General features: G+C 45.9%; 24 protein-coding genes and 2 pseudogenes. 8 read left to right on the plus strand and 18 right to left on the minus strand.

All coding sequences use genetic code 11. The features are described from left to right. Positions 1–5: 5 nt before the first annotated feature. The 4 genes from BT142_RS14875 to BT142_RS19710 are packed head-to-tail and all read right to left on the minus strand — an operon-like array spanning position 6 to position 1282. Positions 6–221 (minus strand): hypothetical protein, encoded by a 216-nt coding sequence (locus BT142_RS14875; protein WP_072418975.1) that lies wholly within the window; start codon positions 219–221, stop codon positions 6–8. Continuing rightward, positions 211–393: a hypothetical protein gene (locus BT142_RS14880; RefSeq protein WP_072418976.1), complete on the minus strand. Its 183-nt coding sequence runs from the start codon at positions 391–393 to the stop codon at positions 211–213. The genes BT142_RS14875 and BT142_RS14880 overlap by 11 nt, the downstream gene beginning before the upstream one ends. Beyond that, positions 393–803 (minus strand): hypothetical protein, encoded by a 411-nt coding sequence (locus BT142_RS14885; protein WP_072418977.1) that lies wholly within the window; start codon positions 801–803, stop codon positions 393–395. The genes BT142_RS14880 and BT142_RS14885 overlap by 1 nt, the downstream gene beginning before the upstream one ends. A gap of 5 nt (positions 804–808) precedes the next feature. Further along, positions 809–1282 (minus strand): hypothetical protein, encoded by a 474-nt coding sequence (locus tag BT142_RS19710; RefSeq protein WP_072418978.1) that lies wholly within the window; start codon positions 1280–1282, stop codon positions 809–811. A gap of 57 nt (positions 1283–1339) precedes the next feature. On the opposite strand from BT142_RS19710, the gene BT142_RS19715 reads away from it, so the two are divergent. The 7 genes and pseudogenes from BT142_RS19715 to BT142_RS14920 all read left to right on the plus strand — a co-directional run. After that, on the plus strand, positions 1340–1765 hold the full coding sequence (locus BT142_RS19715; RefSeq protein WP_242872002.1) for a phage antirepressor KilAC domain-containing protein: 426 nt from the start codon (positions 1340–1342) through the stop codon (positions 1763–1765). 308 nt (positions 1766–2073) lie between these two features. Further along, a complete protein-coding gene (locus tag BT142_RS14900) occupies positions 2074–2301 on the plus strand; it encodes a helix-turn-helix domain-containing protein (protein ID WP_072418980.1) in 228 nt (75 codons plus the stop codon). Between the two features lie 122 nt (positions 2302–2423). Further along, complete coding sequence (locus tag BT142_RS14905) at positions 2424–3629, plus strand: tyrosine-type recombinase/integrase (RefSeq protein ID WP_072418981.1); 1206 nt, start codon at positions 2424–2426, stop codon at positions 3627–3629. After that, complete coding sequence (locus BT142_RS14910; protein WP_242872003.1) at positions 3557–4102, plus strand: MobC family plasmid mobilization relaxosome protein; 546 nt, start codon at positions 3557–3559, stop codon at positions 4100–4102. The genes BT142_RS14905 and BT142_RS14910 overlap by 73 nt, the downstream gene beginning before the upstream one ends. A gap of 210 nt (positions 4103–4312) precedes the next feature. Beyond that, positions 4313–4960, plus strand: a complete 648-nt coding sequence (locus BT142_RS18815) for a hypothetical protein (RefSeq protein WP_139182257.1) — start codon at positions 4313–4315, stop codon at positions 4958–4960. A 3-nt stretch (positions 4961–4963) separates the two neighbouring features. Further along, entirely contained in the window at positions 4964–5758 is a 795-nt protein-coding gene (locus BT142_RS14915) for a hypothetical protein (protein ID WP_072418982.1), read from the plus strand. A gap of 125 nt (positions 5759–5883) precedes the next feature. Next, a pseudogene (locus BT142_RS14920) lies at positions 5884–6211 on the plus strand (recombinase family protein); the annotation flags it as partial. A 421-nt stretch (positions 6212–6632) separates the two neighbouring features. Here the strand turns inward: BT142_RS14920 and BT142_RS14925 are convergent. From BT142_RS14925 to BT142_RS14980, 12 genes are all read right to left on the minus strand, one after another. Continuing rightward, a complete protein-coding gene (locus BT142_RS14925; RefSeq protein ID WP_072418983.1) occupies positions 6633–7229 on the minus strand; it encodes a cyclophilin-like fold protein in 597 nt (198 codons plus the stop codon). Positions 7230–7242: 13 nt separating this feature from the next. Continuing rightward, a complete protein-coding gene (locus BT142_RS14930; RefSeq protein ID WP_175444973.1) occupies positions 7243–9495 on the minus strand; it encodes an ABC transporter permease in 2253 nt (750 codons plus the stop codon). Between the two features lie 94 nt (positions 9496–9589). Then, entirely contained in the window at positions 9590–10333 is a 744-nt protein-coding gene (locus BT142_RS14935) for an ABC transporter ATP-binding protein (protein ID WP_072418985.1), read from the minus strand. Positions 10334–10336: 3 nt separating this feature from the next. Further along, the gene (locus BT142_RS14940; RefSeq protein ID WP_072418986.1) at positions 10337–11659 is read right to left on the minus strand and encodes a phenylacetate--CoA ligase family protein; all 1323 of its coding nucleotides are present in this window, start codon (positions 11657–11659) and stop codon (positions 10337–10339) included. Between the two features lie 2 nt (positions 11660–11661). Continuing rightward, a complete protein-coding gene (locus BT142_RS14945; RefSeq protein WP_072418987.1) occupies positions 11662–12756 on the minus strand; it encodes a C45 family autoproteolytic acyltransferase/hydrolase in 1095 nt (364 codons plus the stop codon). Positions 12757–12765: 9 nt separating this feature from the next. Further along, on the minus strand, positions 12766–13503 hold the full coding sequence (locus tag BT142_RS18820) for a cyclophilin-like fold protein (protein WP_175545509.1): 738 nt from the start codon (positions 13501–13503) through the stop codon (positions 12766–12768). Beyond that, entirely contained in the window at positions 13490–13933 is a 444-nt protein-coding gene (locus BT142_RS14955) for a cyclophilin-like fold protein (RefSeq protein ID WP_242872005.1), read from the minus strand. The genes BT142_RS18820 and BT142_RS14955 overlap by 14 nt, the downstream gene beginning before the upstream one ends. Then, positions 13930–14469 carry a flavodoxin family protein gene (locus tag BT142_RS14960; RefSeq protein ID WP_072418988.1) on the minus strand — a complete coding sequence of 180 codons (540 nt, stop codon included), beginning with the start codon at positions 14467–14469 and terminating at the stop codon, positions 13930–13932. Before BT142_RS14960 ends, BT142_RS14955 begins: the two co-directional genes overlap by 4 nt. Further along, the gene (locus BT142_RS14965; RefSeq protein WP_084659515.1) at positions 14470–15084 is read right to left on the minus strand and encodes a LysE family translocator; all 615 of its coding nucleotides are present in this window, start codon (positions 15082–15084) and stop codon (positions 14470–14472) included. Beyond that, positions 15081–16241: a MalY/PatB family protein gene (locus tag BT142_RS14970; RefSeq protein ID WP_072418990.1), complete on the minus strand. Its 1161-nt coding sequence runs from the start codon at positions 16239–16241 to the stop codon at positions 15081–15083. Before BT142_RS14970 ends, BT142_RS14965 begins: the two co-directional genes overlap by 4 nt. A gap of 1 nt (position 16242) precedes the next feature. Next, the gene (locus tag BT142_RS14975; RefSeq protein ID WP_072418991.1) at positions 16243–17097 is read right to left on the minus strand and encodes a DUF3737 family protein; all 855 of its coding nucleotides are present in this window, start codon (positions 17095–17097) and stop codon (positions 16243–16245) included. After that, positions 17094–17306 carry a hypothetical protein gene (locus tag BT142_RS14980; protein ID WP_072418992.1) on the minus strand — a complete coding sequence of 71 codons (213 nt, stop codon included), beginning with the start codon at positions 17304–17306 and terminating at the stop codon, positions 17094–17096. Before BT142_RS14980 ends, BT142_RS14975 begins: the two co-directional genes overlap by 4 nt. A gap of 138 nt (positions 17307–17444) precedes the next feature. Here BT142_RS14980 and BT142_RS14985 point away from each other — a divergent pair, with 138 nt between their 5' ends. After that, positions 17445–18332: a LysR family transcriptional regulator gene (locus BT142_RS14985; protein ID WP_072418993.1), complete on the plus strand. Its 888-nt coding sequence runs from the start codon at positions 17445–17447 to the stop codon at positions 18330–18332. Positions 18333–18374: 42 nt separating this feature from the next. Here the strand turns inward: BT142_RS14985 and BT142_RS14990 are convergent, their stop codons facing one another. Together BT142_RS14990 and BT142_RS19720 are read right to left on the minus strand one after the other, a co-directional pair. Continuing rightward, complete coding sequence (locus BT142_RS14990) at positions 18375–19481, minus strand: MBL fold metallo-hydrolase (RefSeq protein WP_084659516.1); 1107 nt, start codon at positions 19479–19481, stop codon at positions 18375–18377. Positions 19482–19617: 136 nt separating this feature from the next. Beyond that, a pseudogene (locus tag BT142_RS19720) lies at positions 19618–19767 on the minus strand (alpha/beta hydrolase); the annotation flags it as partial. Positions 19768–19887: the final 120 nt, after the last annotated feature.

The raw sequence follows: 19887 nt of genomic DNA on the forward strand, positions 1-19887 counted from the left end.
TCTTATTATTCCGCATACCCACAATCAAGCACCCTGAGCGTTGTATGCTCGCTGTCCTGCGGATCAACAATATCATAGCTGATCGAACTGCACCTGAGCTGACTGCAAAGCTCTGTTGCCCGTTTAAGGAAGTCCGGCGGTATCTCGGTAAGAGAACCGTCATTTTTTATGAACTTTACGCCGTTTCTCCGCAAGTCCTCGATAAAGTCCTCACTCGTCATTGTCCTGTTCCTCGGTGCTTCCTGCACCCTCGCTCGTTTCAAGGGTGATCGTGTGGGTGTAGATCATGTGGTCGTTAAAACATTCCAGGGAGCAATAGCTCTGATCAGTGTCCTGATGCTTGTAGTAGCTCTTGCCCGCCGGAATTTCCTTGTAACAGTTCGCACAAAACATTATTCATCGTCCTTCCATAGATAAATCATTGTATCGTACACTGCTCTCTGTGCCTGCATACGGAGCAGATTTCCGATAGCACCCGACTGGTCGATCCGCCCTGACATGACCGCAGCCTGATAGTCACGGCTCGACTGCATAAGAAGCTCGGTCTGACGGTTCACAGCGTCCGTGACCTTTGTGTCAAGCTCGTCAAGGTGCTTGTAGATCTCGCCTTTGTCCACGATCTCCTGCAAGAGATCGGGCCGCATATCCTCTATATGGTGTAGATAGTACCTGATGTGGTCGGTGTGGAACACATAACGCTCCGTTTCGCCTGTCTTGGGATTGCGGTGGCGTACCGTCTGTGTGTCGGTATCGACTTCCCACACGGGAGCGCCGTCCACTGTCTGTTTGCTCTTGAATAACATCGCCGTCACTTCCTTTTCTTCGTCATATAGTAGCCGATACCGCCAACTCCTGCGAGAGCTGCCACTCCTGCGATGATCGCAAGCGGATTGGCTCCAGAACGCTCGGAATCACCCTCAGAAATGCCTGACGGACTATCGGGAGTATTGTTGTTACCCTCTGCGGAAGAACCGCCCTCAGAGGTCGTTTCCGTTCCTCCTGCGACTTCTCCGATCACTCTCGGACTGTCCTCGCCGTTATCGTTGATCTGATGACCGCCTGTGCTTTCCTCGGGTTCGTCTTTCAGCGTACTGAACGGAGGAAAAGTGTCCACGGTATCGCCGTTGCGGTCGATCATCTGCCAGTTGCCGTTCAGGAGCGTGAAGCTGTAAAAGTTGTCCTCAGTCTCGATCGTCCAGTTACCGCTGTTATCGTCCTCAAAGTCCCAGCCGTCGATCAGGTCACGATAGTATCTGCGGTAGCCGTGTGTGACCTCGCCCACATCGGTCCAGTCATATCCGCCTGTACCGTAGTTATCATCAAGCCACTTGTCAAGCAGATGATGCTTGTACGATGCTTCGCCAAAAACGAGAACGCCCAGCTTCTTGAAGAAAACTCCGAACAGGCTGAGAAGATCAAGGCTATGCTCCCGAAGGCTTCCTATTATGATTATGTACTGAGTGCCGAGGGACTTATGCCTATCAGCACTATCGCAAAGGACTACGGGAAGTCCGCAGTATGGTTGAACAAATGGCTGCACGAACAGGGCATTCAGTATAAGCAGGGTAAAGTTTGGCTTCTCTATCAGAAGTATGCAGGCATGGGATATGTGAAGTCAAAAACATTCACCGTATCCGATGATAACGGCACCCCTAATGCAAAGCTCCACACCTGTTGGACACAGAAGGGACGGCTGATGATCTACGAACTCCTGAAGGCTCACGGCATTCTTCCTCTCATGGAGCAGAATGGCGGTAAGTCATAATATATTCCTTTCTTTTTTGAAGGACAGCGGAAACGCTGTCGGGAGTATCCGTTCTTCGGCGGGAACGGGTACTGCCAACGGTGCTTCATGTACACCTCCAAGTACAAGACGGCTGATGTGCCGTCGGGAGCTTCTACTCCTTGGAGTAGAAGTTGCCAACAGTACATCAATGTTTGGGCATAGAAATAACTGACAGACAGATGTACGCCGACCGTAACGGTCGGCACAGTATCTTGAAAACTGAATATGAAACATCAACGCTATTATCCTATCTTCCTCCTTACCCGAAAAGAATGAGGTGAGGTCTTATGAACACGATAGATAATTCTGCATTGTACGAGTATCTCTACAAAGAATACCCCGATATTGTGGGTACTGATGATATTTGTAAGATGCTGAACATCAATAAGAAACGTGCGTATCAGCTGATACATAGCGGTAAGATACCACGGATACCGTGCAGTAGGACTATCCTCGTTGCTAAGGTGTTCGTGATAAATTACGTTCTGCAAAGCGCACAAGACTCGGGCGGCTAAATAATATTCCGTTCCGCAAGTCTACAAAAGTGGTAGAAATGCCTTGAAAAGTTTGCGAATCTGCGCTACTATTAAATAGTCAACAGGGCATTTACCGCTTTCAACACAAGGAGGAAAATATCATGAAAGCAAATTTGCCTTTTAAGCATATCATCACCGTGAAGAACGGTAAACAGTATGTGGTCTTTGATTACAGAGATGGTGAGGGAAAACGCAAGCGTAAGTGGGTCACCACGGGTCTGCCTGAGAAGTGTGCGAAAAAAGCACTGAATGACAAGGTGGAAGAAATTGTTGCAGAGTTCTACGAGAATTACCTCAATGGCAATGTCACCAAAACCGACAAGCCTACATCAAATATTCCACAGGTCAAGGTATCTGCAAATGCGGGAGATCTTGCCAATATGCTGTTCGGAGATTACGTTTACTACTGGTACAATACAGCAAAGTCCACTTTCTCTTATAATTCGGTGATCGAGTATGAACACTTCGCACGTCGCATCAGGGAATACTTTGACGAGAAGTATCCGGGTCTTAAACTCAATGAGGTCACAGGGCTTCACATTCAGCAGTATTACAATGACCTGCATGAAAGCGGACGTAAATACAGCACAGTCCGTTCGTACCATGCATATCTGCATAGTGCGTTCAAGTATGCAGTTAAGATGGATATTCTGCTCGGCAATCCTACCGAAAAGGCACAGTTGCCGAGAAAGGAAAAGCGAGAGCCGACCTTTTATACCAAAGACGAGCTTGAAAAGCTCCTTGATGTATTTAAGGGTGATCGTCTTGAACTTGTAATCAATATCGCTGCATTCTACGGTCTGCGCCGTGGTGAGATCATCGGTCTGAACTGGGATTCCATTGACTTTGAAAACAAGACCATGACTATCCGCAGGAAGATCACGGGATCATACAAAAACGGTATAGGTGAGTATCTTCACATTGATAACGAATTAAAGACAGAATCGAGTGTCCGCACATTGCCGCTGATCCCTCGCATTGAAAAGATGCTGAGAGAACGCAAGGAACTGGAGGAGTATTACTCTGAACTACTCGGTGATGACTTTGACAGAACCTATGATGGATTTGTGTGCCGTGACAATACGGGAAAGCTCATTACGCCTTACTACGCTTCAAGTCACTTTAGAATTGTGATCCGAAACGCTGGGCTTAAACATATCCGTTTCCATGATCTTCGTCATTCATGTGCAAGCCTGATGGTCGCCAACGGTGTTCCTATGAAGGTTGTTCAGGAGTGGCTACCACCGCCGAGGACACCGCTGCCGAGCCGATACCAATGCTCGAAGTCACCGAAACGGGTGAGGTAGATTTCACCGAACCGCCCGAAACCACCGAGGGTGAATCACCACCGCAGGACACAGCCGACAGTACCGAGCCGAGGGAGGTACGCAAGCACCTTATCACATTCCGAGTGAATGACATGGAGCTTGAAGCGATCAACCGCAGATATGCTGAAACATCGTTCAGAAGCAGGGGCGATTTTTGCAGATATTCTGCACTGACCGTGATGAATGTTGAGGAAGATACCGAGGACATCAAGCAGATAGCACGGTACATATCTTCCATATCAAATTCGTTCAATCAGGTAGCCCACAGAGTAAATAAAGGCGGCAAGCTCTACGATGAAGATATTGCCGATATGAAAGAGAGGTTAGTGGAAGTTTGGCAGTTACTCGTATCCATACGATCCACACGGGAACATACGGTGCAATTGCTTATATCTGCAACCCGGACAAAACCGCAGACCGCCGTCTTAGCTACGCACGACCTATGTTGTTAGCAACCTGTGCGTAGCTACTCTCATATTATTTGTGAGTAATCAACCGGAACAAATCTGATAAATTGTTAAAAGCGCCTAATTTTAACAGATTTTTTAAAAAGTTGACAATTTATCTGATAAGATGTATAATATTATTAGATAAATTGACGTATTATCTTAAGATACCTGGTAGATAATTTGAGATATGCTTTATGAAAGGATGTTATAGTTATGAAAAGAAAACTGTTATGTTCATTTATATCTTTTGCAGTATTTATGTTTGCATTACCATTATCCACCACAGCTCATAATTCAGATTATTGGTCTGGTGTATATACAGGCTTTATAACTCAATCAAATCTTAAATTCAGAATTGAATCGACAGCGATCACTTCGCTATTAACATCAAGTGTGTATCATTCTGCATACAATTGGTCTGGAATTAGCAGCAATGTCGGAAATATAGGTGTAGCAATTGCTGCCCCCGGAATGCCTACTACCGGATTTTTTTCGGTATATGGTCAGGTGCTGTATGGAGGAACGTTGGGGACAACGATTTATATGGATTCGTTAGGTAATATCGTTAACGCAAATTCTAATTGGCATATGGTTTGTATTCTGATGAATACAGATTTTTCTGCTTATAGCGGTACCGGCGATCCAACTCAGGTTGCAAAAAAAGTATTTATGCATGAGGTTGGGCATACATTGAAACTCTGTCATCCTGTATATTCACCCGGAGCTTCCGGACATACTTATAATGGCGGATATCCAAAAACTATTATGAATCAAGGACTTCCTAAGAGTTCTACACCATGGGTCTCTGCTACTATTGCAGAACACGATAAATCAAATTTAAAAGCAAAATGGGGTGCTTAAATAATGAAAAAAGCCGTTATATTTATTGCTGCAATACTTTCTTTAGTGAGCTGCGGACATTCAACTGAAGCACAAGAGCCAAATATTTCATCAGATATGGCAACTGATTCAAAAATGGACACTACAACATATCCCGATAAATCACCGGCAGAATATAGTTCGGTAGTTAAAGTCGAGGGAGACAGAAACATCTATTATGATATTGATGAATTGTTTGAAGCATCTGACATTGTTGTCATTGGCGAATTTATAGGTGATATCTATCAAGATACGAGTTATCAGTATATTGAAGAATTTAAAAAGCCTGTTCTTTTTAATGCTGTATCACATTGCAATATATCTGTAAAAAAAGTTATAAAAGGCACTCCTTCAGATATATTAAGTATATCTCAATGTTATGGAATTTCCAATGAAGGAGAACTTGTGTCTTTCAGTGGTCTTTCTCCAATGCAAAAAGGTGATATTTGGGTATTTTTCCTTAACTACGATGAGGTCAATGATACTTATTGGTGCGAAGGAGATTTTACAGGCAGATATCCTTTGCCTGATGAAACAATGCGTTCCAAAGCAAATGAGTATAAAAATGCTGTTTTAAAATATGAAGAACTGTTATCTGAGACAGAAAACAAATTATCTTCCTCCGATCAGCAGAAAGAAGCAGACAGTTACATATCAAAGATAAACGAAATATGTGGATCTGTAACACCGGAGGAAATGGGGTTGATAGACAACGAAAACCTAAATCTTAAGTTTGCGTTGTTTTCAGATCTTATTACTAAATACGAGATCGATATATGATTTATGATTCAAGGACATTATCTTATGATGAGATAGTGTCCTTGATTATATTTGATATGATAATATCATTGAATTTTTCAATTTGGTTCAGCCACAAGGAGAACCGCCTTAGCTTCGCACGGCAAGACACCGACACGCCTGCGGGCAAATTCATGTTGACCGTGTTTGCAGCACTCTCTCAGTTGGAACGTGAGCAACTCAAACAGCGGCAGCGTGATGGCATCGAGATCGCTAAGGCACAGGGCAAGTACACAGGCAGAAAGCCGATTGAAATCGACTGGATAAGGTTCGGTCAGCTTTATGGGGAATGGAAGTCCAAGAGTATCACGGGGCGTGACTTTATGCGGAGAATGGTTAGCGTGAACTTGTTCATGCGGTCGGCATAACACTTTTTACCGCCGTGTCAGGGACTATGAAGCGGAACACGGAATAGCAGAGCCGACCTCTGCTTGACAGCACCCTCAGACGAACGGAAAAGCCCCTCAGAACCGTCCGTGCCTGCGGAGCGGAAAACTAACCGCTTGATAAGAAAAGACCTGAGAAGTGCTTGTAAGCAAATCTCAGGTCTTTGTCTGATATACAGTTCCAATAGAGTATGCTGTCATCGTGGCGCGCGCCATAATGATGATATGGACTTGTGCGGAACTGATTATAGGTGCGCCAATAGACTACGGTCGTATGCAATACCCTATAATTATTTCTCCGACATCACATTTCCGGAGTGTCTTACAAATAACTGCTATCTTTATGATATTGCTGTTTCTTCAAAGAATAAGTCTGCTTCCCTCGCTTTAATTCATTAAATTGTTTTTGTGCATTTTGTCAAATCCATTGTTGAAATGCTCATTTATAGTTCCATATTTACACCTCATTTTCAGTTTAAACTAACTCCTACGATCAGATTTCCCCAGCCCTCTACAACAGGGTTGTTGCGGACAGCCTCTCGGTATTCCTCCGAATCATCGATAAAGCCTACCTTCGTAAAGTCGCCCTCGATCTCGGCATCGCCGAAAAACAGCATAACTCTGTTGGGCGCACTGTAATATACCTCTCCCGATTTTTCGGTAGTGATATGTTCGGGCACTGAGGGTATCTCAAAGCGGCTCGGTATGTCATAATACTGGAACACATCATCGCCCTCATAGCCTTTGAAGTCATAAATCGGCAGACGCTTTCCGTCGCTGCCAATATTTCGGATAAGCTCCGCTGCTGTGTCATTGTTGTAGGGGTGCATTGCAAATCTCTGTCCACCGCCGAATGTCACATAAATGTCAGACAGCTTTTCACCGTCTGCGGTCACAGTCGGCTGAGTGTTTTCTTCTTCCGGCACACTCTCGTTGATATGATATTCATAGCCTGCGCTGTTTTCTGTCCCGCCAGACTGTTCGTTATTCTGACTGTTTTCATTTGATGAGCATCCGCTCATAACAAGCAAAGCAAGTGCCGATATTACTGATAATACTTTTTTCATAATGTTTCTCCTTTCAGTCCTTTGAGGTCAAAAGTGATATAGGGATAGTTTTTATCCTGCGTGAGAATATGTATGCGAATGCCCCGAACAACAGGCTGACTGATACCGCCGATAGTACCGCAAAAAGCACGCCGTTTTTGGAAATGAACTGCCCGATACCAAAGCCTGCCATTATCTTTGAGATAAGTGTGTCTGCCGAAATAATACACACCGCAGCGCCTATGGCAGAGCCGATAAGAGCCACAAGACCTATCCTCAGCGTAAAGCCCAGCCGCAGCTTTTTTGATGTGATGCCGATACTTTTAAGTATCGCCATATCCTTATGCTCACGGGCAAGCATTTTGCCCCCCTGCAAGCCTACCGCTGCAAGAATAAACACCGCAGCTGCCGCATACATAAACACAGTAAGCAGGTGCATTGTGCTGACGATACCCGAAAGCCCCGACCATGCGTTTGTGTGGATATCAGCTTGCAGCTTGAACTTCTCCTGCAAGAGTTTCAGTATCTCTTCATTCCGGTCGCCGTTTTTCAGGATATAGTGGTAGCACCAGATATACTCGTCAGTGTCCGCAAGGCGCTGATAGCCCTGCTCACTCATACCGATATTTGCACCCATTTCGTTGGCACACTGATATATGCCGCTTATGTGAAACATAGCGCTGTTTCCCTTGCTGTCAACGGTCACGTTATCGCCGATGCCGATACTAAGGCTCTCGGCTATCGTCTTTGTTATAACGATCTCATTGGGATTTGAGGGTTTGTGTCCCGATATGATATGGAATTTATCCACATTGTCAATGATATTTGCAGTGCAATCGGAGCCGTTTATCGCCGCACTCTGCATAGCAAGACCGTATATCTCCTGAATGCTGTCATACTGTCCGATAATATCCTCGACAGCACTCATGTGAACAGCCGTTTTCGGCTGAAAACCTATGTCGTGGTCTGCGGCGGAGAATGCGTCCATAAGCCCCTCGCCATTTTTGCCGAGCCAACCGTTCATATCAAGCACGATACCGCAGAAAAACGTCAGAAATGCTGATATGATACATACAGCTATGTAATGCTTTTTGCCGCTGAGCAGTTCTCTTACCGCAAGAGAAAGGGTCAGACGTTTAAGGTCAAGGGTATGCTTTGAAATGGTCTGACGGCTGTTGTCTCTGCCAAGTATTGCATTGACAGGCGTTATCCTGTCAAGTCCGCGGCTGGGCAGAACTATGATGATTGATATTATGACTATCCAAACAGCCGTAAATATTGCTGCAAACGGCAGGGATATTTCAGCAGGCACAATAATTCCCAGCGAGGTCACAGCTTTTGCGGAAACTATCTTAGATACGGGCATTGATATTATTATCCCGAACAGCAGCCCAAGCATTGCCGCTGAACCGTATTCGCAGAGATACACACGCTTTATAAATCCGCTCGTGCAGCCGATTGCCTTTAGTATGCCGATATCGCCCTTTTCCTGACCGATCGTGAACGTTATCGTGTGGGTAATGATAATGATACATATTATAAGCAACACCGCCGCAAAGCCGAATAAGAAACCCGAAAGCACATTCGCAAGCAGCAGCATAAAGCCCGAAAGCGTTTCCTTTGTATACATAAACTCGGTATATTTGCCAAGGTCGGTCTGCTGTCTGAGCGTTCTGCCAAGCTCATCTGCGGACAGGCTTTTATCATCCGAGAACACATGGAGCATAGCACCCTGTCTCGCAAGAAGATTCAGCTTCGGGATATTGTTTATCCTCTCCGTCAGCTCATCATAAGCCGTTTCGGAGATCAGAAAGCCCTTCATATCTATCATAGAGCTGCCCATGATTGGGTCTTCATAAAAGCCTGCAACAGTAAAATCCGCTTTGTCTATCGTTCTTGAAAGCTCGAATGTGACCTTATCGCCGATACTCACATCATAGCCCGATACAAGCGTAGGTGATACATATACTTCATTATCAGCTATTGCAATATTCGTGGTATAGCCATTCATACTGCCATTTACAAAGCGGTAGTCATATTCGTTGTTCCAATATGATATAATCTGCCCCTCGTTGTCGGAATGCGTGCCGTTAATGCTGTAGCCCGAAAAGATAAGCTGCTGAATATCGGCACGCTCTGCCATACCGCTGCCTGTCACTTCATTAGCAAGGGCGTTATAGTCCTGCGCTCCCGACAGCCAGTAGATAATATCACCGCCGCCTAAACGCTCGGCTTCGGCTGAAAGATACTCCCGTGAATTGTGCAGAATTGTAAAGGCAGTATTCACAGCGGCGCACACCACAGTACAAAGCAGAATGATGACCGCATGCGTTATTTTGCGTTTGCGTATATTGCCGAGTAAAACTGTGCGGAACCTCATACTACCACCCCAGAGCAGCAAGCCAGTCGGATAATCGCTGCTGCCTTTGTATGTCTCCGCGAACAAAACTGCCCAGTGAAAGCTCACCCTTGATATGCCCGTCATCAAGGTAAATTATCCTGTCACCACGCAAAGCGCAGTGCATATCGTGTGTGATCATAAGCACTGTCTGCCCCTCGTTATGTATGCCGCTTAGCAGATCAAGAACTCTATCGGTGTTGCTTCGGTTGAGTGCGCCTGTAGGCTCGTCAGCAAAAACTATACCGGGGTTTTTGATAACAGCCCTTGCCACAGCCGCACGCTGTCCCTCGCCGCCCGATACAGCAGAGGGCAGCTTGTTTCTGACACCCGACAGATTCATTTTTTCAAAGAGCTTTTCGGCGCGCTTAATTACATCTGCCGTGTCCGCTTTTCGGGCACAGCCTGCAACGGTCACATTCTCCAAAAGCGTCAGGCTGCTTACAAGGTGTATCTGCTGAAAGATAAAGCCGAATTCCTCTGACCTTAATTCAGCCATTTGCTTTTCCAAAATTCCCGTAATGCTTTTGCCTTTGTATTCTATTTCTCCGGAATTGGACTTATCCATTCCGCTGAGAGCGTATAAAAGCGTGGATTTTCCTGCGCCCGAAGAGCCCATTATCATGGTAAAGCTGCCCTTAGAAATATCAATATCAATATTTTCAAGAACTTTGATACCGTCAAAGCTCTTGCTGATGCCTCTGCCTTTCAGAATTATTTCCGCCATAGCTCACCTCCTGTCTACGATCAGACGTTTCTTGCCTGTCTGTTTGTCTGCACCTATCGTATTTACCGGTTTTATATCAAAGTTCACATTTTCAAGTCCGTTTGAAGCGAGGATCCGTCTGAGATATAATTCCAGTTTCTCCGTAACATTTTTATTGCCTGCGGTCTGAATGAGTATCTCAAAATGAGTGCTTGAAGTCACAACAAACTGATAGTCGATCAGCCCCTCAATGCAAAGCCCCTCAACGGAGAGCGGGTGGAGAAATTCCTTTCTGCCGTGAGCGTTTGCAAACCATATTATGTCCTCTGATCTGCCTGAGATGTTTCCGAGCTTTGAAAAAGGATAGCGTTTGTCACAGCGTGCGGGGCTTACAATATCACCGATCTTATAGCGGATAAGCGGCTGAGCAAAGTTATACAGACAGGTCAGATAGATACCGTCCTCTGCAACTTCAATGTAATTCATATCGTCAAAAAGATAGATACCGCCGCTTTTGTCATCGCCCACTCCGATAGCGATCGACTCGCTTGCACCGTAGAAGTTTATGACCTCGCACCTGAAATGTCTGCGGAATGACCTGTGCATATCTCTGCCGAGAGGTTCTCCGCAGGTGATGATCCTTCCGGGTGACAGATTCAATTCGCTTATCTGCGAAAGTATATTTATGGCTGTGGGATAGCCTATAATGACATCCGGCTTGAAATTGGAGAGCTTTTTAATAAGCTCATATGTCGGTATCTGAACATCAAGCACCAGTTTTTCAAAGCCGAGATCGTCAAGCCCGTCACCGACAGCCATTGCTCCGCCATACCTGCCGTCTGCTGCGGCTATATAGAGTATCTTTGGTCTCTGCTGCTTGAAACGCAGTATTTCAGGCATTGACATATTCCACAGCGCCGCACGGATAATGCCGATCAGCATTGTATCCCACGCCTTATCATCATAAAGGAAATAGGCAGGCTTTCCCGTACTGCCCGAGCTGTGAACGATGTGATATTTACCGCCGAGATTTTTGCCTGCGTTTTTTTCGGTGTCAAAACGGCGCATCTTCTCTTGTGTGATACCCTTGACGGTCACTATATCCTCAAAGCGGTCGATAAGTACCTGCTTGTCGACAGTCGGGAAGCGCTCTATCGGCATCCGGTCGATGTTACACTCATTTATGCGAGCGGCTTTGAATGATGCTCTGTAATACCGTGAATGCTCAAAGGCGAATCTCAACACTTTGCGAAGCCGCCTTTGCTGTATATCGAGCACCGCTTTTCGTGGCAGCCTTGCAGCTGCCTTTGCCGCTGTCAGCCTTAAAGCGACTTCTGCAAATGTCATAGCTATTCCTCCTGACCATATATGCTGAATGTGTATTTTTTATCATAGTTTTCTCTGTGGCAGTATACTGCTTCACCTGTCTTCTGATCGAATACTGCGCTCCATTCCGTTGTCTCGCCGTCATTATAGTGGTGCTTTGAAACGCTTTCAAGTGCGCTCATTACACTTTCCGAGTCAAAGCTCTCGGTATCGGAGATCGTCTGCATCAGTATATCGTACCTCTCGTGAGATTGCTGCGTTCCCTTGCCGTTTTTCTCGCCCTGCGCAAAATAGAAATTTGTAACAACAGGTGTTTCGGTGACAATCATCTCATCATTCAGATATTCAACAGCCACGCATTTTCCGCTGTTATCCGCAACAGCAAAATGCACCGTCATTCCCTTTGAAGCGTGCATATCGTACTGCTCTAAAAGCTCTGTTGCTTCATCAACAGTTGCAGCCTTGTCAAGCAGCAGCCGCACCGCTGTAGTCGTAGTTATATCGGGCTTATCGGTATTCTGATCTACCGCCTCATTTTCCTCGATCATGTTGACCGATACGCACAGCCCCTTTTCATTCATTCCGTCAAGGGGAGCATATATAGCCGCCGTAACAAGCGACTTGCTTGACAGCAGACCGTCAATGCCGATGAAGTTTGAGTTGGTCGTGCATATCGAGGAATAGCCGTTCTCGGGGTGAGTGACTACTACAAGCGCATTGCAGTTATACCAATCAAAATTGCGCCCGAAGTAATATCCGTTTTCACCCTTTGCAGAAAATGCCGAGCAGCCGAAATTATCGCCGCCCAAGCCGCCTGTGATATCTCCAAGCATATTTTTGCCTAAAAAGGCGATAACACCTGTGTCACTTTCCGCTCCGCCCTCGGCTAAGAACTTATCAAACCGGTAGTCGCCGTCAAACTCAGCATAGGACAGTCCGCTTTCAAGCTCCGTTATATCACCTGATACAGTTTCTTCAATTTTCACCGTTTCCGCCCCCGAGGAATCCGTTTGGATATCCGTGGTGACGGAGCTGCTGCTGTTTCCGCTTTCTGGTGAGTTACCGCAGGCGGTCAGCATGAGTGTACATACTACCGCAGTAATCATCTCTTTCCTCATTATGTTCTCCTATTCTGCCGAAAAATTTACAGTCACGCTACCTGAACCAACTACATTTTCAAGCCCCTCCGCATTTTCGATATATCCAAGCCTTGTATAGCTGTAAGGTGTTGAAAAGCTGTCATAGAACAGTACAACACAGCTGTCGCCGTACAGCATAAGCTCACCCTTGTTGATATGTCCGACCGATTCAGCGGATGTGGTAAAGCTCGTATCGGTGTAAATGTATTTCTCATTTCCGTTCAGTTCGCTCATCTCAAAAGAAAGCGGAAGCATTGATTTAAACTCCTCTGCTGCGTGTGTGTCGTAGAAACTTGCAGAAAATGGCGTGCCGTTTACGGTTATTATCAGAGCTTCTACCGCAGTAGCTTCCTCGGGGACGGCTGTAGTAGTCGTTTCCGGTGGTACTTCGGTTGTTATTTCAATTTCCTGCGGAGTAGTTATTATATCAGTTTCTGTCTGCACAGCAGAGCTTGATATTGTTTCTTTATTCTCCGCAGATACAATGGTTATTGTTTCTGATTCGTTTGCAGTGTTCAAAACTTCTTTTGAACTAACAGTTAAGCTTTCTGATGTTGTATCGGCAGAAGATGATACAGCGGAAACAGAGGTTGTTTTTGCTATACTGCTTACAGGCTCATCGCCGTCAGTATCTGCCATATTCCCGCAGGCTGTAAGTATCATTGCGGCTGCAAATAAGAGAAATAGAAATAAATATTTTTTCATACCTGCCTCACTTAGCTTCAAAAGTCATCGTAACGTTTCCGCTGCCGAGTGCATCTGCAAGTCCGTCAGTGTCCTCGATATATCCGATGTTCGTATAGGAATAGCCGCTCATAAAACCCTCGTAGAAAAGCACTAAGCAATCATCTCCGAACAGCTTTATATCTCCTTTTGAGATATGCCCGGCAGGAGAGCTTTTGCTTGGGAGTGACTTATCAAGATCACAATACTTCTCATTGCCGTTGAGTTCACGCATATCAAGCGTCAGCGGAAGCCGGCTATAAAGCTCATCAGCCGTTTTATTATCATACAGTACAGCTGCAAAGGTCTTGTCACCGACAGTTACTGTCATACGCTTGTCGCTCTTTCTATCCTTCGGAATAAACATAAATATCACCACACCTATCAGCAGTACAGCTATAACTGTCAGAACGATCTTTTTCTTTTTGCTCATATCATTCTGCCCATTTCATATGCTTCCTTCAGCTTGCCGCTGCTCTCTATCTCACCTATATTTGTTACTCCTCCGCAGAACAGCGAGCATGCAAGCCTTGCCTTTTCAAAGCATTCTATCCAGCCCTCGATACCGCTCACAGCACGCTTCGGAACATATTCTTCGTCCTCGGCTGCGGTGGTCAGAACGTAGATGTCTCTGAATGCGTAGTCTGCCGTAAACAGCGGATTTCCCCGATCAAGCATGGTTTTCATCTGACCGCTCATCTCATAATAATAGATCGGTGTTGCAAAAACAAGCACATCGGCAGTCAGCATTTTCTCACGGATAGTGTCTGCATCATCGTGTATCACACAGCGCTGCGTTTTCTGACAGGCAAAGCAGCCTTTACAGAATCCGATTTGTTTGTCGTGCAGAGATACAAGCTCGACCTCATTGCCTGCCGACCTAGCACCCTCGGCAAAGCTCTGCGCCAGTCTTGCGGAATTGCCCTTTGCCCTCGGGCTTGACGATATGATAAGTACCTTTTTGTTCATTCAAAACAGCTCCTTTATGACTTTGATATACACCGCCGCACCGAAGCCGATCATTATCAGTCCGAACAGCTTATTCATTATTGCAAATCCTTTCTCTCCCGCCTTTTTCTTGATAAGCTGCGACAGGAAAGAAAGTGTTATCCACCAGATCTGTGTTCCTGTGACTATACCAACAACAAGCAATGCTCCGTTAGCTGCACCCTGCATTCCGTTTATCCCGAAATATGAGAATGCAAACAGATATGTTACAACAGCCGCAGGATTAGTGATACAGACTGCAAAGGCTGACAGATACATTCCTGCATATCCGGCTTTGGCATTATCCTCCTGCTGTTTCGGGCTTTTGATAAAGGTCATAACACCCATTGCAATAACAAGTGCTCCGCCGATGATATTTATAACTGTGCTGTGCCGTTCAAGGAATCCCGAGATCACAGTTATCCCGAAAGCCCCGACTATCGAATAGAAAAGTTCGGCAGTTGAAGCACCAAGCCCTGTCACGATACCACTTTTAACACCATAATTAAGGCTTCGTGAGACGCACAGTGCTCCAACAGCCCCGACAGGAACGCCGAAGATTAAGCCTATCAGCAGTCCTTTTATAAGGTAGATCATAGTGATAGTGTCCTGACTGCCTTCAACAGCCGTTCAAGTCCGTCCTGCACCATAGCTTTCGGGCAGGCGATATTCATTCTTAAAAAGCATTCCCTGCTGCCGTAGATATCTCCGCTTGAAAGATAAAGTCCTGTGCTTTTGCGAGTATGTCCTGCAAGCTCCCTTGATGTAATACCCAGCGATGTGCAGTACAGCCAGAGAAGATAGGTTGCATCTGAGGGCACAAGTTTTATCTGTGGCAGTTCCTTTGCGATAAACTCCTTTACCAACTGCTTGTTATCATAGAGATACTGCCTTAGTTCATCGAGCCATTCACCGCCCTGTTCAAACGCCGCAACAGCCGCCTGTACCGCAAAGGCATTGGGCTCTGCCACCTCGTCGGTGTTTAGCGCACGCCATACCTTGTGGCGAAGCCTTTTGTTCGGAACGGCAGCCGCAGCCGTTTGCAGTCCGGCGAGGTTGAAAGACTTAGTTGGCGAAATGCAGACTACGCAGTTATCCCTGCACTTTTCCGAGACTGAGGCAAAAGGCACATACTCACAGCCCGGGTCGGTGAGGTCGCAGTGTATCTCGTCGGAGATGACTGTCACGCCGTTGTCATATGCCAAATCACCGATTTTAGCAAGCGTTTCTCTGTCCCATATTCTGCCGATAGGGTTATGCGGATTACATAACAGCATCAGCGTAGTCTGTGGGTCGGACAATGCCTTGTCAAGTCTGTCAAAATCAATGCTGTATGTGCCGCTTTCATAGTCAAGCGGAAACTCCTGCACATTTCTGCCGTTGTTTCTGATACAGTTGTAAAATATATTGTATACAGGTGTCATGATAAGCACATTTTCGGCTGGTGTTGTCAGCTTTCTCACACAGCTTGAAATAATGGGGATCACGCCAGTGCTGAATATAAGCTCACTCTTTTTGTATTCAACACCGTGCCTGTTTTTCCACCAGTTGATATATGCGCTGTACCACTCGTCTGGAATCGTCGAATATCCGAAAACTCCGTGCTCGGCACGTTCGGTTATTGCTTTGATTATCTCGGGCGCAGTACGGAAGTCCATATCCGCCACCCACATGGGCAGTTCACCTTCGGCAATGTCCCACTTGTAGGAGTTGGTGCCTGTTCTGTCGATCACTTCATCAAAATTATACTTCATATCACACCGCCACACTAACGCTTTTGCTGACAATTTCGGTCTTGCTCACATCGACCTTGTCTTCCTCCATGATAAGCTCACCAATGCCGTCACATTTGATGACACCGCCCGAGGGATTCTTGATACTGTCCACCGTTCCGATAATATCGGCATTTACGGTAGAATATTCAAAGGCAAGGGTCGTATTCACGAGCCTGCAATTTATAAGCGTGAGGTTTTCGCAGAAACAAAGCCCCTGCAAGCTTTCGATAGTGCAGTTTATAAGCGTAAGATTTTTTGAGTTCCAACCCAGATATTCGCCAGAGATATAGCAGTTCTCGGCAGTGATATTTTCAGAGTTCCAGAATGCGTCCTTGCTCATAAGTCTTGAATTGCGGATCGTGATATTCCTTGCACCGTCAAAGCTGTAATTGCCGTCAAGATCGAGATGCTCTATCTCCATATCCTCACAGTTCATCGCAAGATAATCGCCCTTTGCGGTGACATTCTTCATTTTGACGTTTCTGCACTGCCAGAGCGTCTCGGCAGCATTCGGGAAGTTCACATTAGTGATAATTACGCCGTCACAGCGGCGAAAGCCCTTTGGTGCGATGTATTCGCAATCGCTTACAGAAATATTTTTTGTGTACCAGATGCCTGCTCTGCCCATTTCAAAGAAAGTACATTTCCTGACGATAATATCCTCGCTGTACCATAGGGGGTACTTCCATTTGAACTGCGAGCCCTCAACTTCTATATTTCCGCTGTGCTTTAATGGCGACTCGCCGTCCTCAAAAACGCTGTCCTTTATATGCCTATCCTGCGCCATAAAGAGCGCACGCTCACCTGTGAATGTCCCTGTTAATATATCTTTCATTTCAAGCCCTCCTTTTTCATCATAAACACCAGATAGTCAAGACAGCTGATGTTGTCCTCTTTTTCGTGTACCTCGTCAAGCAGCTCACGCCTGTGCTGTGCAAGGAGCTTTTCGCATTTGCTCTTGTCGCAGATACAATCCTCGAATCTGCGTATAAAATCCTCATCACAGCCAGCATCTATCAGGTTCTGTCTTATGCTGTCGTTCATTTAAGAACCACCTCTTTTTCTTTGTTGTATCCATTATACCATATTTTACATTCAATTACAAATACTTATATTGAATATGCGTTTATGCTTGACAGTAATATACACTTGTGATATAATATATAAAAAGGGGGCATTACAATGGATATTCGTGTACTCAGATATTTTCTTGCCGTTGCAAGGGAGCAAAGCTATTCGGTCGCAGCGGAGCGGCTTTATCTTTCACAGCCCACGCTATCCCGTCAACTGAAAGAGCTGGAGGAGGAGCTTGGGAAAACTCTGCTGATAAGGTCAAACAAGGGCGTCACGCTCACCGAGGAGGGCATGATACTCCGCAAGCGTGCCGAAGAGATAGTCGAGCTGCTCGACAAGGCAGAGCAGGAGGTCAAAAACAGCAGCGACAGCGTGACCGGAAAGGTATATATCGGCGCAGGAGAGACCTATGCTATAAAGCTCATTGCCGACATCGCAAAGCATTTGCAGGCGGACAATCCCGGAATCTCATACAGCCTTTACAGCGCTGACGGCACAGACGTTTTGGAGCGTCTTGACCGTGGACTTATCGACTTCGGTATCATCTTCCAGCCCTATGACAGCACAAAGTATGAGGGTATAAAAATACCGCTTAAAGACACCTTCGGCGTGCTTATGCGCCGTGATATGCCGTTTGCGGAAAAAGATATCATAAAGCTCTCCGACCTAAAGGGTCAGCCCCTTATCGTTCCGAGACAGCAAAATCACAGCGCACAGCTGTCACAAAGGATTGGCATAGCAGAGGAGGATATAAAGATTGCAGCCGAATACAATCTTGTGTATAACGGCTCTGTCATGGCGGCGGAGGGTATGGGCTACTGCCTTTGCTTTGACAGGCTGATAAACACCGAGGGCGGCAATATGTGTTTTAAACCTATAGAACCCAAGATCGAAGCGGAAAGCACCTTTGTCTGGAAGCGCTACACCGTTTTCACAAAAGCCGCAAGCCTGTTCCTGTCGCAGTTCAGGCAGGATATTGATAATTACAGGGAATAAAAAGCAAGCGCCACACCACATGAAAAAGGTATGGCGCTTATCTTATTTATACTCCTCCCACCAATGCTCGGTGAAGGAAGAAATATCATCATAGCTTACGGTCTGGCCTATCCTCGGAGTTGCAATGTTGGCACCCTGATCCTCAGCGGCTTTTACTGCAAGCATCGGAGGTTCGTCCCAGGCATGATTTGACAGCTTGAATGCTCCCCAGTGAACAGGTATCAGCCACTTTGCGTGAGCGTCCTTTGCAGCCTGAACAGACTGCTCCGGGAACATATGGGTAGTTGCCCAGCCGACATCGTACTGCCCCGCATCTGCAAGCATTAGCTCTGTCTCGCCGAAACGTTCATATACCTGTGAAAACACCTCATAATATCCGCTGTCGCCTGTGTAGTAAAAACTGTGCTTGTCGGTCTTTATGTACAAGCCGCCCCATTCGGTTGCATTTTGCTTCATAGGATTTCTGCCTGTGTAGTGCTGTGAGGGAATGACGGTATATGTCACTCCGTCAAGCGTGGTGCTCTCCCACCAGCCGAGTGGGTGGAGCTTGCTTTCATCAACGCCCCAGCCCTTCAGTATCACGTCAATGCCAAGCGGTGTTACATAATGACTCACCTTGCTGTCAATGTCCTTGATAGTCTGATAGTCAAGGTGGTCGTAGTGATCGTGGGATATAAACAGCACATCAATATCGGGAACATTTTCGGCATCTAATGCTATATCCGAAAAGCGCTTCGGTCCTGCAAAGCCCACAGGTGAGGAACGTTCGCTGAGCACTGGGTCGATAAAGATGTTTTTTTCACCCATCTGTACCAGTGATGAAGAATGTCCGAGCCATGTCACCTTCATTTCATCAGCGCCTGCACGGTCTATGCTGTCGATCTTCTGCACAGGGATACGGCTTTCCGGCTCACTTCGCTCGCTTTCTTCTGAGGGCGTTCCTGTCATTACCTCAAAATCCTTCTCGTTATGGAACTGCTTGTCATGGTAAAGCTCCGTCAGCTCTTCATATTCATTCTGCTTTTCCTTGTTGGGGGTATCTCCGATCGACGGATAAAAGTTCAGAAACAGCAGACCGATGATAAGTATAACAACAACGATGATTACAAGTATCAGCAGCACTTTGCCGCATATTTTTAAAGCCTTCATAAGATCACACCTTTCTTTTCTATGATCTTATTATATCACAGGTGCAACCGAATTACAAATACTTATATCAAATGTATTTCTATGCTTAAACCGAATATAAGTGAGAAGCCCTGCTCAAGAAAAGCAGGGCTGTCTATTACATATTATCCTTGAAAAAGCTCTCCAGCTTGTCAAAGGGTATCTTATCCACCTGATCGTAGAGGTCGATATGTTCTGCATCGGGGACGGAATACAGCTCCTTTGGTTCGTTTGCAAGGGCATAAGCCTTTTCGCTGAAAGGCTTACTTATTTATCTGAACTCTCTCTGATTTTCAAATAATAACTGAAAAAATCCCGAAAATCTGCCGTAAGATTTTGAGTTTTTGCCGTAAGTTTTGCCCTTTTTTTCTTGATAGCCATTTCTTAT

This window comes from Ruminococcus sp. YE71, assembly GCF_900119155.1.
Lineage (GTDB): Bacteria > Bacillota > Clostridia > Oscillospirales > Ruminococcaceae > YE71.

Bases quoted from the DNA above. Each gene is read 5' to 3' on its own strand.
- BT142_RS14875 (WP_072418975.1), bottom strand. From the start codon at position 221: ATGACGAGTGAGGACTTTATCGAGGACTTGCGGAGAAACGGCGTAAAG.
- BT142_RS14945 (WP_072418987.1), bottom strand. From the start codon at position 12,756: ATGAGGAAAGAGATGATTACTGCGGTAGTATGTACACTCATGCTGACC.
- BT142_RS14935 (WP_072418985.1), bottom strand. From the start codon at position 10,333: ATGGCGGAAATAATTCTGAAAGGCAGAGGCATCAGCAAGAGCTTTGAC.
- BT142_RS14985 (WP_072418993.1), top strand. From the start codon at position 17,445: ATGGATATTCGTGTACTCAGATATTTTCTTGCCGTTGCAAGGGAGCAA.
- BT142_RS14955 (WP_242872005.1), bottom strand. From the start codon at position 13,933: ATGAGCAAAAAGAAAAAGATCGTTCTGACAGTTATAGCTGTACTGCTG.
- BT142_RS14915 (WP_072418982.1), top strand. From the start codon at position 4,964: ATGAAAAAAGCCGTTATATTTATTGCTGCAATACTTTCTTTAGTGAGC.
- BT142_RS14925 (WP_072418983.1), bottom strand. From the start codon at position 7,229: ATGAAAAAAGTATTATCAGTAATATCGGCACTTGCTTTGCTTGTTATG.
- BT142_RS14960 (WP_072418988.1), bottom strand. From the start codon at position 14,469: ATGAACAAAAAGGTACTTATCATATCGTCAAGCCCGAGGGCAAAGGGC.
- BT142_RS14880 (WP_072418976.1), bottom strand. From the start codon at position 393: ATGTTTTGTGCGAACTGTTACAAGGAAATTCCGGCGGGCAAGAGCTAC.
- BT142_RS14905 (WP_072418981.1), top strand. From the start codon at position 2,424: ATGAAAGCAAATTTGCCTTTTAAGCATATCATCACCGTGAAGAACGGT.
- BT142_RS14940 (WP_072418986.1), bottom strand. From the start codon at position 11,659: ATGACATTTGCAGAAGTCGCTTTAAGGCTGACAGCGGCAAAGGCAGCT.
- BT142_RS14980 (WP_072418992.1), bottom strand. From the start codon at position 17,306: ATGAACGACAGCATAAGACAGAACCTGATAGATGCTGGCTGTGATGAG.
- BT142_RS14990 (WP_084659516.1), bottom strand. From the start codon at position 19,481: ATGAAGGCTTTAAAAATATGCGGCAAAGTGCTGCTGATACTTGTAATC.
- BT142_RS14965 (WP_084659515.1), bottom strand. From the start codon at position 15,084: ATGATCTACCTTATAAAAGGACTGCTGATAGGCTTAATCTTCGGCGTT.
- BT142_RS18815 (WP_139182257.1), top strand. From the start codon at position 4,313: ATGAAAAGAAAACTGTTATGTTCATTTATATCTTTTGCAGTATTTATG.
- BT142_RS14975 (WP_072418991.1), bottom strand. From the start codon at position 17,097: ATGAAAGATATATTAACAGGGACATTCACAGGTGAGCGTGCGCTCTTT.
- BT142_RS14970 (WP_072418990.1), bottom strand. From the start codon at position 16,241: ATGAAGTATAATTTTGATGAAGTGATCGACAGAACAGGCACCAACTCC.
- BT142_RS14900 (WP_072418980.1), top strand. From the start codon at position 2,074: ATGAACACGATAGATAATTCTGCATTGTACGAGTATCTCTACAAAGAA.
- BT142_RS19715 (WP_242872002.1), top strand. From the start codon at position 1,340: ATGATGCTTGTACGATGCTTCGCCAAAAACGAGAACGCCCAGCTTCTT.
- BT142_RS14885 (WP_072418977.1), bottom strand. From the start codon at position 803: ATGTTATTCAAGAGCAAACAGACAGTGGACGGCGCTCCCGTGTGGGAA.